Origin of the sequence: Ferrimicrobium acidiphilum DSM 19497 (assembly GCF_000949255.1) — a bacterium.
GTDB classification, from domain to species: Bacteria; Actinomycetota; Acidimicrobiia; order Acidimicrobiales; family Acidimicrobiaceae; genus Ferrimicrobium; species Ferrimicrobium acidiphilum.
In genome coordinates this window covers 1-16,071 of record NZ_JXUW01000006.1, presented here as the reverse complement: position 1 = coordinate 16,071, position 16,071 = coordinate 1, and the positions used below count along the sequence as shown (strand labels likewise).

Genomic DNA, 16,071 nt, shown 5'->3' with positions numbered 1-16,071 from the left:
CTTTGCCTCTACGGTAACGTTGACGGCATAGGGGCCACCTACGCCGCGATTCTCGGTGAATGGACCACCATAGGCAAACCAGGGCGAGGGTTGGTTTTGAGCCTGGTGGCAGAAGAGCCATGGATGGGCAACGGTGTTGGACGAGATGGTGGGTTTAGAGTTGACTTGTCAGCTGGTCTCATGTCCTAGCTGGGACATGATCAGCGTATCTCCACGGACCAGTTGAGCGTTTGCTTCCATAGAATCCTAGTTGACGCTCTTTGAACCCATCCGACAAAATCTTCCTACTCTCGGAATCCTCTACCCCTTGCACCACCGAACTCCAACCGCTTACGTTTCATATCGGCAACCAGTAGCTCTGACTTTCGAAGATGAGCAACCTCTTGCTTAGCGCTATAGTTCATTCGACCCTCTTCCAGCGAGCCGGGAAGAGTCCACCTCTTAACTACTCGCACTCGGTAACATAATCGCCACTTAGTGCGATTTGTTCTCAGGGTACGTCGATTAGGCTCCAATGAAATTCACAGAAAGGTTAATCCCACTATGCGTCGTCCACTTAAGTTTGTTGGATTAGCAGCTACTGCTGCCGTATTGCTGGCAGCGTGCGGATCCTCAAGCACTTCAAGTGCGGGTACCTCCACCTCGTCAAATCAGCCGATTAAGGGAGGCACTGCCTACTTCGCTGAGGGACCTGGCGCCTCTCCGAACTACATCTTTCCGCTCACACCCAGCGGCAACTTCTCGGTCAACAACCTGGCTCAGTTCCAGATTCTCATGTATCGGCCGCTCTACTACTTCGGCATCGGCAATAAGGCGGCGATCAACTATAACCTCTCTATAGGAAACAAGCCAGTATTTTCCAATGGTGACACTACCGTCACAGTGACCCTCAAGCACTACGAATGGTCTAACGGGACTCCAGTCACCGCTCGTGACGTCGTCTTCTTTATGAACCTGCTCAAGGCCGAAAAGGCCAACTGGGGAGCCTATGTCCCAGGAGCCTTCCCGGACAACGTCGTATCGACCACCGCCGTGAACGCAAATACCGTGGTGTTCAAGCTCAACAAGGCCTATAGCCCAACCTGGTTCACCTACAACGAGTTGAGTCAGATTACTCCGTTCCCGATAGCGTGGGATAGGACCTCGCTCTCGCAACCCGCTCCGAGTCCGACAGCGGCCAACCTCCCCGACACCACCGCCTCGGGAGTTTCAGCTGTCTACTCATTCCTCAACTCCCAGGCCAAGAACCTGTCAACCTACGCGAGCAGTCCCATCTGGTCAGTCGTTGACGGACCTTGGAAACTATCGAGCTTCACCACCGCAGGCAAGGCTGTCTTCGTCCCGAACTCCAAGTACTCGGGTCCAGATAAGCCAAAGCTTGCGCAGTTTGTTGAGCTACCGTTCACGTCAGCTTCCGCAGAGTTCAATGTCCTTCGCGCGGGTAACAACGCAGTCACCTATGGCTACATTCCGACGCAGGACATCTCACAAAAGCCTGCAGTAGAATCGCTCGGATACAGCATTCAACCCTGGATCGACCTGGGCTTTAACTTCTGGCCAATCAACTACAACAACCCCACCTACGGCCCAGTCTTCCGGCAACTCTACTTCCGGCAGGCGCTTGAGCACCTAGTCGACCAGCCTGCCTGGATCACGCACTTCCTTGACGGCTATGCGGTTCCTAGCTACTCGCCGGTTCCACTTGCACCGAGCAACCCGTTCGCGAACTCCACCTCAAAGACCAACCAGTACCCATACTCGATTGCTGCCGCGAAGAACCTCCTTACCTCTCATGGTTGGAAGATTGTGAACGGTATTATGACCTGCGAGAGTCCCGGCACATCGGCGACAGAGTGCGGAAGTGGCGTGCCCAAGGGACGTACCTTGACCTTCAACATGGTCTATGCCTCTGGCCTCACATCACTCTCCCAGGAGATGGGCGCGTTCGCCTCCGCCGCTAAACAGGTCGGCATCACTGTCAACCTCTCCGCCGCTCCCTTTAATACGGTCATCACAGACCAGCCCCACTGCACGTCGTCGCAGGCAAGCTGCTCGTGGGATATGGTCAACTGGGGTGGCGGATGGGAGTACAGCCCAGACAACTACCCGACCGGCGGTGAGTTGTTCGGCTCAGGTCCTGGTCACACTGGATTTGGCAACTATGCCAATACCCAGGCGAACCAGCTGATTGCTGCCACTCACACTGCAGCCAACGCTCAGGCAGCGCTGAACTCCTACCAGAACTACATGGCTAAGACGCTTCCTGTGATCTACCAGCCATCAGCGGCCTATAGTATCTCGGCGATCTCTAACAAGCTCCACGGGGTGACACAAAATCCATTCCTCGATCTCGCCCCAGAGACCTGGTATTTTACGAAGTAGAGTCCTCCAAAATACCCCTGTCGGCAAACCGACAGGGGTATTTTGCTTCTCGCTCTGAGAGGTTAGGGTTGCTACCCCTTCTCGTAAATACGTTGGCACTATAGGTTTAAAGCCGTTGACACGAGATGGCAAGTATTTCAGCGAACGGAACAATCACTGTCCGACGAACGGAATTCAGCTCCATACCCGCGGCCGATTCAGTCGCTTTCGAGATGGCAGCACCAAGGTCTGTCGCGCACTCTATGGGTCGACCTATAGGAGTGAGCTAATCGATGTTGTCGCAACCAGCTGACATGGCCACGTCGGAGGGCTCTTCCTCTGTTATCCCTCAGCGGACAAGCCAGGTCGCTGCTGACCCTGGCATCAGGTTCTTCGAGTTCTGGGAATCCATCTAGATTCGATTGAACGCCTGTCCGCGCTAGCTGCGCTATCCACCGTCGCGGCAATTCCCCACTGCCGCATACGTGCAATGCCCACAAACGCATCCGACCACGTTCGCACAGCATCGCGCACCGATAGACAGGACAAAGCTCCAACTCATAGAGTCTGTAGTGTTCCTCTGCACCTCGAGAAGCTCAAGGACGGTCGTCAATCAATTAACTCGAAGAATCCTTCCCTGAGCTAGAGATGCGGCTCACTCACCCACGGGATCAGTCAGTCGTAACCGGTGGTGACTCTTCCGCTCGCTGTTGGCCGCGCTCCTCAGCTGTGTCCGCTGATGCCGATAGGCTAAGCCCCTCCGCCTGAGTCAATCGGTTACCAACCTTGGCTGCGAGCTTAGGCGCGGAGAGGATGATCACGACACCGACGATGATCCAACCACCGGAGACGATTGGGAACCAGGCAGAGGCTCCGGTTGGATAAGGGATCACGTTGCGATAGAGGGTGTAGACGATCAAGACACCGGCCAGAATCGGCAAGATGATCTCCCAAGTGGAGACGGAGCCACGTTCCTTGAAAAAGAGAAGCACGACAGCACCGATAGTCGCCAACAGGTAGGCAAACAGGATGATCAGCGTGCCGATGGTTCCGAACCAGAGAAACTCATCGAACGCTGTAGCTCCAAAGGCGAGAGCTGAGATCCACGAGATCAGCAAGATCACGCCGACGACGAGAGTGGTTGCGCGCAGCGGGGTTCCAGTCTTGGCGTTAACGATTCCGATACCCTTCTCCCCAAACGAGTCTCGAGATAGTGAGTAGGCAAGACGTGAGGCACCTACTGTAGAGGCCAATGAACACCCGAAGGCGGAGACAACGGTCCCGAGGGTTACCACGTTTCCAAGCCAGGAGGCAATATAGGTCGACCCGAGTGTTCCAAGGAGTGAACCAGAGTTGGCGAAGGTACTGAGTTGATGAGCGCTGGTTCCAAATCCCATGACCTCGACGGCGGTCACGAAGATGAAGTAGATGCCACCAAAGATAGCAGTGCCTACGATGGCTCGAGGGATATCACGACGCGGGTGCTTGGACTCCTCACCGAGCGTTGCTGATGCCTCAAACCCTGCGAACGAGAGGAAACCAAAGACTACGCCGAGGAACAACGCCGAGAAGCCAACACTCTGGGAGGGCTCAAAGACTGTCATCGTAAAGTGCTGACCCTCGGGACCATGCCCAACTATCAGCTTGATCAGCACTATCACCGAGAGAATCACGATCAGAGCGACGGTGGTCAGCTCCGTTCCAAGCAGCACGCGGGTTCCATTCTTGGCCGGCCTGATAGCCAAGTACCATACCCCTACCAGCTCAATCGCTGCCACCAAGAACGGCGCCCATCCAGGAGGGGATGACCAGATCGACAGACTCTGGAGCAGCGCAGTCAAGAAGATCGCCGAGGCCATGGCGGTCAGGAGTCCGTAGAAGATATAGGTTCCCATCAAAGACCACCCGGCGATCACCCCAGCCCGCGGCCCAAGGGTGGCGCCGACAAATCCGTAGACCGAGCCTGAATGATGGAAGCGCTGCGTGAGTCGTGCAAAGACATAGGCGATAAAGAGCACTCCGACTAGCGCAATCACGAAGGTAAGCGGCACCGCTCGCCCGACGGTTCCGACCGAACCCTGTGGGTTGATGTTCGCGGCCATTGAGGGTGCCATCAGTGCTACCGAAACCCCTACTACCTGCCACAACGATAGGCTCTTGGCGAGTTTTGGACCTCCCTGAGCTGCCATATACCCCTCCTTCTCACGTTCCTCGATCTGCTCGCCATCTAGTTCTTGAATAGGATAGAGGCGACGATTCTAAACCGTCGCGCACTAATGTTTTAGCACATTCAGATGGTTCAGATAACGTATTTTTGTTAACATTAGACTGGTGAAGCTAGAAGGGACCGACGATGACTGAAGGACAGCCGCCATTGCTCGATGAAGGCAAGCTGCACGCCGCCGAGGCGAGACTACACAAGCACGAGATCGATGCAATCGCGCTGACTTACGTCGATAACGCCGGCATAGCTCGCGTCAAGGCGATTCCGGTTGAGGGTCTTGACTCCGCACTTCGCACCGGCGTCGGGATGTCACCAGTCTTTGATGCCTTCCTCTTCAACGACGAGATCACTCAATCGAGGTTCTCCGGTGGTCCCATGGGTGATCTCCGCCTCTTTCTCGATCTCGATTCACTCGCTCTCATCCCCCCGATGCCCGGCTGGGCCCTTGGCGCAGTAGACCGGTTCGATCAACTCCTCAAGCCCCACCCCAACTGCTCCCGCGGCTTCCTGCGTCGCCAGCTCGCTCGCTTAGGAGAACAGGATGTAACCGTAAAGATGGGCTTTGAGATCGAGTGGGCGATCTCGAAGGCGACCGATGGAAGCTTCGTACCGGCCACCGACGGCTCCGCCTATGGCCTCACCCGGATCGTCGATGTCGCCGACTACTCGCGTACACTGCTTGTTAACCTGAGGTCGGCTGGTCTCTTAGTTGAACAGTTTCATCCTGAGTATGCCCCCGGTCAGTTCGAGATCTCACTCCCCGCCTTGGCTCCGTTGGCTGCCGTCGATCGGCTGCTGCTTGCCAAGACGATCATCCGTTCAACTGGTCGCGCCTTCGGCTTCTCAACTTCATTCGCTCCCGTCGCCGAGGTGAATGGCGTCGGCAACGGCGGTCATGTTCACATGAGTGCGACCAAGGACAACCTACCGATCTTCGGAGGTGGAGACGGACCAGGAGGACTCACTAAGACCGGTGCTGCCGCCATCGCCACTCTGTTGGACTGGCTCCCCGGACTCCTTGCGATCGGCGCACCCTCGCCTGCGAGCTATCTCCGACTAGTGCCGAGCCACTGGGCTGGCGCCTTCCAATGCTGGGGTATCGAGAACCGCGAGGCCGCCCTCAGGCTGGTAGCGGAGTCCAAACTCGTTAGCGCCCACAACGCCAATCTAGAGATCAAGTGCTTCGATCAGAGTGCCAACCCATACCTAGTAGCAGGGGCACTGCTCGCCGGACTCTACGCCAGTCTGGATGGCGGACCACCGTTACCAGATCCGATGGCATCAGATCCGGCCGGCATCGCTGATGCTGTTCGCCTCCCTCAGTCACTCGACGAGTCGGTCGCCAAGCTGTGGACACTCGCTCCTCTGCTAGATGCGATGGGTCCCGAGCTCGCAGAGGCCTTCATCGCGGTACGCAAGGCCGAACTCGCACACTTTGCCTCCGCCTCTCCCGAACAGATCGTGGCCGAGACGCGGTGGGTCTACTAATGATGGAGGCTACCGTCGCCGAGATCATCCGAGGCCAACTCGACTCGCTAACCAAGTCAGAGCGCAAGATCGCCAGACTCCTTCTGGAGGACTACCCGGTCTCGGGACTGGCCGGCATCCCGGCGATAGCCGAGGCTGCCGGCGTGAGTGCGCCTACCATCGTCCGCTTCGTCGCAAAACTTGGCTTCAAGAACATCGCCCAGATGCGTGAACAGCTCCAGATCGAGATCAGTACCCGCCTCGCCTCTCCGCTTGAGCGCATTGGACCATCCGATAACCTCGCCCCAATCACGCTGCTCGGCAGCTCCGAATCAGAGCTGCTTGACGCAGTCACAAGAAGCTTTGTCTCGGTAAACCCGAACGAGCTCGAACAGTTTCTCCAGCATCTCTGTGACCTAAACCGAGAGATCATCCCGATTGGCGGGCGGATATCACACGTACTCGCCCAACACCTTTCGTGGTCACTGCAGGTGCTCAGGCCCCACGTCCGAGTAGCACGCCCCTCAGCAGGTGAGCGCATCAACCTGCTCCTAGACGTCGATGACCACTCGGTAGTAGTGGCCTTCGACTACCGCCGCTACCAGCCCGATACCATTCGCTTTGTCGAGGTCGCCAAGGCTGCAGGTGCTACCGTACTCCTCGTCACCGACCCCTACCTCTCGCCCGCAGCCAAGAACGCCGATGTCGTCTTGACCTCAGCGATCAGCACGTCAGGGGTCTTCGATGCCTTGACCCCATCATTTGCGCTCATCGAGGCACTGCTCACCCTGGTAGCGAAGCGTCTCGGTGGTCCGGCCGCTGATCGGCTGGCTAAGTACGAGAAGCTGAGTGCCAAAATCCTCGAAGATGACCAACGCATCATCGGCTCCTACCGCGGACAGGGTTGACGACATTGCCAACTCCCCACTCTCAGCACGAAGAGCTAAGCGCAGCCATCGACGAGCTAGCACTCATCGATCACCACTGCCATAGCCTCTTCTCCACCCCACTGACAGATCAACAGGTCGAGGACCATCTAACCGAGTCCCCCGACGCGCGAGCGGCACGCACCACAACCTTTGACTCCAACCTTGGGCTCGCCACCCTCCGCTGGGCTGGGCCGTTGTTGGGGCTAGATCCTCCTGTCTCCAGGGAGGCCTACTTAGAGGCGCGACGATCGATCGCTCCCCGTGATCTGATCAGTAAGTCGCTTGCCGCAGCAGGGGTGAGCGACCTTCTCGTCGATACCGGTTTTCATCCCGACGATCTTGTCAATCTCGAGGAACTCTCAAAGCTAAGCCCGGCGAGAGTCCATGAGATCGCCCGCATCGAGACTCGAGCCGAGGAGCTGCTTGCTGCGACCGACTCACCTGAACAGTTCCTGCAAGCCTGGCCAGAGCTGCTTGCAAACCTTGATCCGAACGTCGTTGGTCTCAAGTCGGTCGCCGCCTATCGATGTGGACTCGATCTCGCTGGAACCCACCCATCGCGTGCAGAGGTGCTCTTCGCACTTGGTCATCAGCTCCAACAACGGCCTCTTCGCCTTACCGATCCGACGGTCATCAGCTACCTCGTCATTACCGCGATCGAGATCACCCGCTTGCCGGTCCAGTTTCATATCGGCATCGGCGACCCCGACGTGCGTCTGGCCACCGGACATCCTGGTCATCTTCAAAATTTGATTGAGTTTGCGCTTCGACTTGAGACACCGATCTGTCTGCTCCACTGTTATCCCTATCACCGCGAAGCTGCACTCCTCGCCCATGACTACCCGAACGTCTACTTGGACCTAGGACTCGCACTCAATTTTGTTGGGCCGCGTGCTAGCGAGATTTTGAGTGAGACGCTGGAGCTAGCGCCGTATGCAAAGCTTCTCTACTCCTCCGACGCCTTTGGCCTCGCTGAACTCAACTACCTTGGTGCACTCCAGTTTCGGCGATCGCTTACCGACCATCTCACCTTGCTGGTCGAAGACGACTACCTATCACTCGATACCGCCCTTCGGCTTGCGACACTGATGGGAAGAGAGACGGCCAAGACCGTGTACCGGTTACCAACAACCTAGACCTCGCGTCAGTTGCGCAAGGACACTAACCTCCTCAGAGGTAAGTGGCGAGTCGTGTTCGCAAACTCCAATCTCCTTTGGAGTGGTGAACCCTATGTGATCCACCCGAAATGTGAGAAGACCGACCAAGATAGAAATGACAGAAAAGCTCATGTTAGGCAAGAAGCACACACCACACACGAGGGGCGACACCCAATTAGACAGGCGCTCGAGCTCAACGGCGTCGAGTGGGTGACGGCGAATCGTTCAGCTATCTCTCGGCCACAGTTGACGACCGCTAACCTCGAGTTGAAAGACGACCGACACAGGTAGCTCGTCTTGGACGAGCTCTACAAAGTTGCGGTCACTCAACCATCCAGTCGATGCCGTCCGAATCCGAACAGAGGGTGTCGGACAGGGCTCATCCCGGTGTCGACGTACTCCGCCGGTCTCCTCGATGGTCACTGGAGCTCCGGTGACCGCCTCGAGCACCGTCCTCAGACCGCGGACCGTACCTCGCCAACCGAAGGCTTCGCTTAGATGGTGGAGGAGCCGGCGTTGGTCAGATTCTGGGAGCGATGAGTCTATCCACGACACTCCGAGCCAAGAGGCTAGCCAGGGCAGCAGTGGAACCGGAGCAACGGTCGGATCGACGATGTAATCGATGGTGTCAGCATCCTCGAGAAAGGTGGTGGAAAGCTCCTGGAAGATTGACACAAACCGGACGAAGAAATCATCATCGGCCATACCCATCGGCAGCTGGTTGAGTAACCAATTGTCTCGTCGCATCGTGGCGGTACCTAACGAACCACTACTTGATGGTTCAACGACAGAAACAACGATTGAGCATCGAGCTGGAGGATCTCACGTCCGCGCCCTTTGCGAAGCCCGGTGCGCAAGTCAGCCTCAAAAAGCAATACCTCTTCAACTCGTTCCACTCCGTCGACCGCCTCTAGCTGTTCTGCCAGGAAAGATGCGTTAACGTCAGCATCAAACGGCCAGCCATCCTGGCTCGGCCCGCCAACGAAAGGATCCAATAGTCCATAGATAAGGTCAAGCACTCGTTGCTGAACTATCGTGACTGGACGGCCTGGGAAGGCGCGAACTAACGCTGCAACCGTGACTCCCTGATAGAAAGGGGTTGAGATATCGACGGTCGTCCCGATCATCCGCCGAGGCTCCAAGTAAGACGAGATCGTCTCCACCAGCGGATCCGATAGTTGAAAGTCATCGAGCTTATGATCCTCTGGTCTTCCAAGTAACCGCGGGACCACCAGTAGGCGCACCGGGTCTCCCACCAACGTCGGGGGGTAACATCGAACCCTAGCTACCTCTGCAGATGCCTCCATCGTCAGTCGCTCAAAATCGAACGCCGTCACCGCCCTCTGGCCAGCGCGTAGCGTCATAGGTCCACGCAGCTTCGCATTCGCCGGAGACTCGGCATCCACACCTCCGGTTGAGGCTACAGGATTTGATACCCTATCGATATAGGCGACTGATCTTCGTAACACTGTGAGCGTATCGGCGCCAACGTTACCGATCGCACCGCCCCCATAGCGGTAGCTCTCCATCGCGATCTCAGCCCCATCAGCGGGGATCTCCCCGTGTTGGCGAATGGAGCCGTCGGGATAACGAATCCTCGGTCCAAAGCTCACCACACCGGTCGCCAGGTCGAGTACGTAGTGTCTATCCGTTGGCCCCGAGGAGGCAAAATCATCCACTCGGCTCCACATCTGCGCACCCTCGGTTGTAGTCACCCAAAGCGACTCGCCCTCGCGGAGCGGCAAGACCGGAAAATGTTGGAGACGGAGCTGTTGACTCGGACTCCCGTCACTTCTTCCAAGTCGTTCTCTGCTCGCCAAACTCGCGTGTTCTGCCACGACGGTCCCGCCGAGGGTATCGACGCGTAGCGAGGAGATGAGTGGCGAGGCTCGGTATCCCGATTGATTCGGGCGCGTCGGAAGCAATCGAACTCTGATCCAGTATGCCCTTGCGCCTCCAAAGGTGATGGCGGTCATAACACGTGGACACGCGAGAACGATCGCACCATCGCGGTTGAGACCACCGGTCGTATCCGAACGCACCGACATCGGGACCCACGCCTCTCCGACAAATGCCTCCCACAGGAGTGGCGGATCTGAAGGGTCAACCCCAATCCCCTCTATCGATGCCCCAATATCGAGGCGGATGACCGAACCTCCAAGCGGATTCGCAAAACCGAAGTAGGTCGCGTCACCTTCGGCGGGAGGCTCAGAGCGGAAACATCGAACCGTTCCATCCTCGTAGCGCAGGTCATTCCAGACATCAATCACCTGTTCATCGCTACCTGCCATCGTGACCTTGGCTGCAATCAATCGTGGAGGTCGGATCACCAAGTCCTCGATGGTTGAGAAGAGCACCTCGGCTTGATTAATCCCCGGCATGGTGGCGACGGAGGTTCCCGATGGCACCACAACCTCCTGGTCAAGCGCGGCCGAGAGCCAGAAGATCAGGTCAGTTCGTGCTACCGCAGGTGGAAACGGGGTGATCCCCACCAGATCGAGGAACTTAGTGTAGAGTCTGTCAGGGACTTGGTTGATACGGTAGAGTACGGATTCGCTCATCCATGCGAAGAGTTCAATCAACGCGACTCCCGGATCAGAGACGTTATGGTTAGTCCACTCCGGGCAGTATCTAGGGATCAGACGCTTCGCCTCATCGACGATATCCTGGAACCTCCGATCATCAAGTTCCGGGGTTGGTAGCGTCATCAGCTCTCCTCTCTGGGGATGGTATAGAAGGGGTAGACGAGGTTGCGGCGATCGTTGGTAGCCCTCATCTGGTAACGAACGTGTATATGCACGAGACTCGCCTCATTCGCATCCTGTTGAACGCTCACATCCTCGACCTCTACTCTCGGCTCCCACTGTGCAATCGACTCGCGCACCGCTTGCGCCATCAGACCTAGCGTGTTGGCGTTCACCGGCTCGAAGAGTAGCTCCCAGATCTTGCAGCCAAAAGCAGGTCGCATAACGCGCTCGCTTGGTGCTGTCGACAAGATGACGCGTATAGCGCTATCTGTAGCTAGCCCTCCTTCGGACATCGCGATGCCGCCACGAGCATCAACTCCCATCGGGAACTGAAAGCCTCGACCAACAAATGACGGGTCCTCCGAGGCTAGCCGATCACGCTCATCACTCATCTTGATGGCACGCATTCTGTTGGGAGGTGGTAAATCAGCCAGCTCATAGGACATCCGGCATGTGCCGACGACCCTGTGCCTCCATCTCGCGCAGAACCCGGCGCTCAACCTGTTCGACGAGCCAGTCAAGAAACTCCTCGGCCCTTGGTGCCGATGATGAATCGACTACATGAGACTCATAATTCACTGCATGATCTCCTTGAGTTGAACGAATGCCATGAGGCTCCACAACACCAGCCAAGGGTGAGCGGTGGGCGACCAATGGGATCGGAGGCACCGCTCTCGGGGGTAGCGCTGTTGACGACAGCGGTTCAGCGTGCATCGGTGCCGGGAGTAGAGGTGACCAAGAAGCCACAGATTGTGAAGACCCTGGTAGTGATGGAGCCGGATTCATCGCCCCAAATGGAGGAGCCGGCGGCATCCCCGCTGTGGGCGAGCTCGCTCCTCCGGTTGTAGAGCCACCGGCTTCGGCACCACGAAACCGATCAAAGAGCGCCCGAAGCGCCTTGGAGGAGTCGTCCTCTGGCTGTTGTCCTGGTACTGGCACACCACGACCAACCTCGACTGTCGATCGAGTTGGCTCAACAGGAGACATTGGCACCCGATGTCGCCCTATTACCGGCAATCTATCCAGGTTCGCGATCCCCGTAAATGCCCCCCGACGTCCACGAGTGTCCATCGCACTCTCTCCAACCATTCCAGCCGCCAGCGATCCCACCATGCGCGCCCTGCTCTCTTCGCTGTCGAGGCGGTCGTCGCGAAAAAAACGCGGTCCACTGGCTACAGACTTCGGCTCCTCGGCGGCATGAACCAACTCATGGGCAACGAGTTCAACTGAGGCCGGAGAGAGATCCGGATCGCGCTGCAGATGGATCACGCCGCCGTAGGTGGCTGCTGGTCTTCCGGCTCGACTCAGCGCGCTAGCGGTCGAAGGACCAGTGCGAATCTTGACTGGTCGGGTGATCCCCAACGCCTTGGCCAGCGGTTCAAGCGCTGCGGGCAATGGCCGTGCAGCATCGCTAACCCTGCCACCCAGCGCCTCAACAAAGTCGGTCTGCCGCCTCATCCCCTCGGTCATCGGATTGCGCTCTCGAGCATAAGACTGCTTTGACTCCTCACTCAGTCGGCGAGCGATCGATGTCGACCCAGGTCGAATCCGGCGTAGGCCCGAGGTCAGTCTTGAGTCGCTGGCCCCGGTGTCTCCGATAGTGGGGGCTCCTCTGAGCACGCCAAACCCGGATAGGTCAGGTTCTGTTAACGAATCGCCTCCGAGCCAAGTCCCAAAACCCGAGTGACGCAAGATCTGTCCACGAGAACCACGCCCTGTCGTGCCCAACCTCTGCAAAAATCTGGGGTGAGCACCGACGCTCGGCGTCAAGCCAGCCGACGTTCGGAGCCGCCGCATACCGAGATGCAGGCCAGCGGTAGCTCCAGGCGTGTGTAGTACGATCTGTGAGCTTTCGTGCCCATCAGAGTCACGAACATCGCGAAGATGGTGCTTGCTCGATGAGCTACCTTTTGGGTGAGATCTCGCCTCGGCCGCGACCACTCCTGCGGCCTGAGGGTTAGTACTCGTTCCCGACGGCGGGTAGCCCAGGGCCGAGCCAGCTAACTGTGACCGAAGTTGGTCGCCGGATGGTTTGGGCGACCACGGTCGCATGGCCGACGCGATGAAGTCCTTGACGCTACGATCCTCATGAGTACCCGGGTAGGAGTCGCCAGTCCGCTGGCGGCCAGCGCTTGTTCGCTCAAGACGGGTGTAGGTAGGTCCAGTCTCTCGATAGTTATCTTCACGTCGGGTGCGAGAGGCTCCTACGCGCAAGCGAGCACCGACTACCCCCAGGTTGTCAGCACCGCGCGCAAAGCTAGTGCGTGGAAACTGGCTGGAGTACTGCCAGAATGGTCCGACTCTGTCGATGTGCTCCGCTCCATCTCGCGCTGCTTGGACCTGTAGAAATGAGGAGCCGAGGCCACCGAGAAGGAGCATGGAGAGGGCAAGGAGTTCATCCTCTGGCGATCGGGCAAGCGTGGGTCCAGAGCCCGAACCGCCACCATGGGGAGGTTCCACTGCACCAGCACCAGCTGATGCGAGGCCAAGACCCGGCTGCTGATCATCGATAGTTGGCCGAGGGCTTCCATCGGGCCCATTGGATCCTCCGCCTTCAGCTGGCAGATCCTGAGTCTCCAAACTCCGGTTGACTACCTCGCCACTCGCTGGTGACACCCCGCCATCTTCAGATCTCCCCTGAGCATCGGGGGCGAAAGGAGGCTGGACTGAAGGGGCGTGAGCCAAATCCACCGCGTTCACCGAGGGTGCGTGAGCGACATCTACTGCGCTCAGCTGAGGAAGAGCCGGTTCCTTATCTCGTCGCTGTTGTTCATCTCGTCGCTGTTGTTCACCTGGGCGCTGAGCCTCGCCGGTCGCAGGCCGCTCTCTTGGGATGTCAAAGTCTGTGAGTGCAGGTGGACGGAATCGTCGCTGCTGGACAGACGAGGATCTCGGCCTTCTTTGAGCCTCTCTAATGGCATACGTATGCTCCCTGGCCGTCAACACCGGTCCTACCGCCGCCACATCGGGCAACAAACGGACCGGGAGAACGTCACGCTGTAGTCGAAGGAGACCTGAACCGGGTGCAAATCCGTCCTGGACACCTCGAGTGACTCGCGGGAGTATGCCTGCTGATCGTGCCCGCATCTCCTCAGCGGCTCTCTCTGTCACAACTCGCTCTGTGACGTCTCGCTCGGCAGCGGCTCTATCTGTGGCGTCTCGCTCCTCGGTCAACGTTCGCGCTCGCCACAGCTGCAGGTACGGATGACCTACCACTCTTGGGAGGTCAGGCACACTCCTAGCATCGGCAACATGCGTCGGCCGAAACACCGAGTGCATCGATAGTGGACGACCGATGAGCGAGGAGAACCGAGCACTGCCGTGCGCGAGTTTGCCCACAGTTGGCAATGGCCGCTTTACTAGTCGCTGGTGCCAACGAAAACGCTGATCGACCCCGTGAGCAATGATGCCCGGTTGGGTAACTCCGTCTTGCCTCATGGCTTGAAAGTCTTTGACTTGAAGCCCTGATGGGCCAACTCAATCTCCTCCATGGCGGGCTGTCCGGCTGCAGTGACCGCCAGCTGTGGACCGACCCAACGCACAGCAAACGCACCGGTTACCTCCCATGCGCGTAGCCGCTTGCCGTCCGACCCGATCAGGGTGATCGCGGCGGTGCTGGTCCCCAACTTGTTCTTATTAGACGCAAAGCCAACACCCGAGGATTTTCCTACCCACGCGAAGAGGGCATCTGACTCACAGATACCTCGTCGAAGCACGATATTGGGCCAATGCATCCGGCCGGGCAACTTGTGGACAAACTGGTTCTCGCCTCCCTCTGCATAGGTGGCGACCTCGACAGTCACCTCAAGCCCGGAGACCTCTGCAAACATCCCAATCTGCGTCCCGTCAACCTCGAGAAGGAAGCTCGACGAGTCAGGTACATGTCCACTAAAACCAGATGTTGTCACCATTAGAGTTGTCTCACCTCATCCCAAGCTCTCGCATTTAACGCAGCAACGCCCTGAACAAGTCTGGCTCTATCCGCATGTTCTAAGTCGATGAGCTGATCTAGGTTCCAGTGAAGATGGTAGGCCAGATAAATCAGCTCCTGCCAGAGCGCCTCGATCGGATAGTGCTTCATCGTCCCGTTTGAGGAATCTCCTCAATCGCCGCCCGTCGGCCCCCAGCCCTAACGGGCCGCGCTAGCTCCTCCTCTGAACTCTCCTCTTCAGCCACCGGGGCAGTCGGTGGAGTCGGCTGCTCCTCCACGGTGCGAGGTCTCTGCACCTGCTCTTGGGCGGCCAACAGCGCCTCAATGTCCTCCTCAGAGCCAAAGTTTATGACACCGTAAAAATCCTGCAGGTAGGCGAGGTCAACTGCGAATAGGTCTTGAATCTCATGTGCCGTCACGAGCTGGAGATCACCAAGACTCTCGATCACCCGTGCAAGTACGAGAATGGTTAGCCGTGGGTCATCGGGTCCCGAGATCGTAGGGTCACGGAGTGGCTCTAGCTCGTCTCGGGCTGTAGCCAATCGCATAACCCCTCGTCTATGCACTCCCCCAGCCTCATCGATGTAGCCACGGGGGAGGAGGAATTCGTATTGGGTCTTCACTGGTGGTCTTACTTCTTTCGCTCGAGCTTCTCGTACTGGAGGGTGATCGTCTCTACTGCGACGTCGTTGGCGGAGGCCTCTAGGCTGGCGAACTCGATCTTGGAGGGCCAGGCATCGTAGAAGTTCCAACGTGCGGTCTCGGTGAGAGCGGAGTCATAGACTACTACAGAGCCGTGACGACGAGGCTTGGTACGGGTGGTGGCGGTCATGCCCTTGGTGCGTAGGTCGTTGAACCACTTCCAGATGTCGTCGTTGGCAGAATCAAGAGGAGCGATCCGCTTCATGGTGAGTTCACCATTCCACTTTGGCTTACTCATCACTTTGTGTTGGACGAGCTGACCCTTCTGGGTGCGCTCGTTGAAGTCAGCGACCTCGATCTCTACGTTTAGACCATCAACGCTGGTGACGTTGGTGACGAATGCACTGTCGATCTCGATGTAGAAGTTGGTCGTCGTTAACGGGTCGTTCTTTAACAGGTTGAACTGTGCCATATGGGTACTCTCCTAGTCCTTTGGTTAGCTGGCTACTTGCTTTTGTTGGCTAATACGGAAGATGACGAACTCAGCGGGCTTTACCGGTGCGATACCGACCTCGACGACGAGGCGGCCCTCATCGATGGAGGCGGGTGGGTT

General features: G+C 57.7%; 13 protein-coding genes. 4 read left to right on the top strand and 9 right to left on the bottom strand.

What is annotated here, in order from left to right; all coding sequences use genetic code 11:
- Positions 1–543 precede the first annotated feature (543 nt).
- The gene (locus tag FEAC_RS04410; protein ID WP_035392502.1) at positions 544–2,382 is read left to right on the top strand and encodes an ABC transporter substrate-binding protein; all 1,839 of its coding nucleotides are present in this window, start codon (positions 544–546) and stop codon (positions 2,380–2,382) included.
- A gap of 650 nt (positions 2,383–3,032) precedes the next feature.
- On the opposite strand, the gene FEAC_RS04405 is transcribed toward FEAC_RS04410, so the two are convergent.
- The gene (locus FEAC_RS04405) at positions 3,033–4,550 is read right to left on the bottom strand and encodes an APC family permease (RefSeq protein WP_052565561.1); all 1,518 of its coding nucleotides are present in this window, start codon (positions 4,548–4,550) and stop codon (positions 3,033–3,035) included.
- Between the two features lie 164 nt (positions 4,551–4,714).
- Between FEAC_RS04405 and FEAC_RS04400 the strand changes: the two genes are divergently transcribed.
- The 3 genes from FEAC_RS04400 to FEAC_RS04390 are packed head-to-tail and all read left to right on the top strand — an operon-like array spanning position 4,715 to position 8,117.
- Positions 4,715–6,073 (top strand): type I glutamate--ammonia ligase, encoded by a 1,359-nt coding sequence (locus tag FEAC_RS04400; protein ID WP_052565558.1) that lies wholly within the window; start codon positions 4,715–4,717, stop codon positions 6,071–6,073.
- Positions 6,073–6,960, top strand: coding sequence for a MurR/RpiR family transcriptional regulator (locus FEAC_RS04395; RefSeq protein ID WP_052565556.1), 888 nt, complete (start codon positions 6,073–6,075; stop codon positions 6,958–6,960). Before FEAC_RS04400 ends, FEAC_RS04395 begins: the two co-directional genes overlap by 1 nt.
- Before the next feature lie 5 nt (positions 6,961–6,965).
- The gene (locus tag FEAC_RS04390) at positions 6,966–8,117 is read left to right on the top strand and encodes an amidohydrolase family protein (protein ID WP_052565553.1); all 1,152 of its coding nucleotides are present in this window, start codon (positions 6,966–6,968) and stop codon (positions 8,115–8,117) included.
- A gap of 246 nt (positions 8,118–8,363) precedes the next feature.
- Here the strand turns inward: FEAC_RS04390 and FEAC_RS04385 are convergent, their stop codons facing one another.
- From FEAC_RS04385 to FEAC_RS04355, 8 genes are read right to left on the bottom strand one after another with little or no spacing between them, the layout of a single operon-like run.
- Entirely contained in the window at positions 8,364–8,885 is a 522-nt protein-coding gene (locus FEAC_RS04385) for a phage tail protein (RefSeq protein ID WP_035392593.1), read from the bottom strand.
- 11 nt (positions 8,886–8,896) lie between these two features.
- Positions 8,897–10,846 (bottom strand): putative baseplate assembly protein, encoded by a 1,950-nt coding sequence (locus tag FEAC_RS04380; protein WP_035392500.1) that lies wholly within the window; start codon positions 10,844–10,846, stop codon positions 8,897–8,899.
- Complete coding sequence (locus tag FEAC_RS04375; protein ID WP_035392591.1) at positions 10,846–11,277, bottom strand: GPW/gp25 family protein; 432 nt, start codon at positions 11,275–11,277, stop codon at positions 10,846–10,848. Before FEAC_RS04375 ends, FEAC_RS04380 begins: the two co-directional genes overlap by 1 nt.
- A gap of 43 nt (positions 11,278–11,320) precedes the next feature.
- On the bottom strand, positions 11,321–14,323 hold the full coding sequence (locus tag FEAC_RS04370) for an eCIS core domain-containing protein (protein WP_035392498.1): 3,003 nt from the start codon (positions 14,321–14,323) through the stop codon (positions 11,321–11,323).
- Positions 14,320–14,796: a phage tail protein gene (locus FEAC_RS04365; protein WP_035392495.1), complete on the bottom strand. Its 477-nt coding sequence runs from the start codon at positions 14,794–14,796 to the stop codon at positions 14,320–14,322. Before FEAC_RS04365 ends, FEAC_RS04370 begins: the two co-directional genes overlap by 4 nt.
- A complete protein-coding gene (locus FEAC_RS15775) occupies positions 14,796–14,966 on the bottom strand; it encodes a DUF6760 family protein (RefSeq protein WP_169741728.1) in 171 nt (56 codons plus the stop codon). The genes FEAC_RS04365 and FEAC_RS15775 overlap by 1 nt, the downstream gene beginning before the upstream one ends.
- Positions 14,963–15,439: a hypothetical protein gene (locus FEAC_RS04360; protein WP_035392494.1), complete on the bottom strand. Its 477-nt coding sequence runs from the start codon at positions 15,437–15,439 to the stop codon at positions 14,963–14,965. The genes FEAC_RS15775 and FEAC_RS04360 overlap by 4 nt, the downstream gene beginning before the upstream one ends.
- 8 nt (positions 15,440–15,447) lie before the next feature.
- Complete coding sequence (locus FEAC_RS04355) at positions 15,448–15,930, bottom strand: phage tail protein (protein ID WP_035390800.1); 483 nt, start codon at positions 15,928–15,930, stop codon at positions 15,448–15,450.
- Positions 15,931–16,071: the final 141 nt, after the last annotated feature.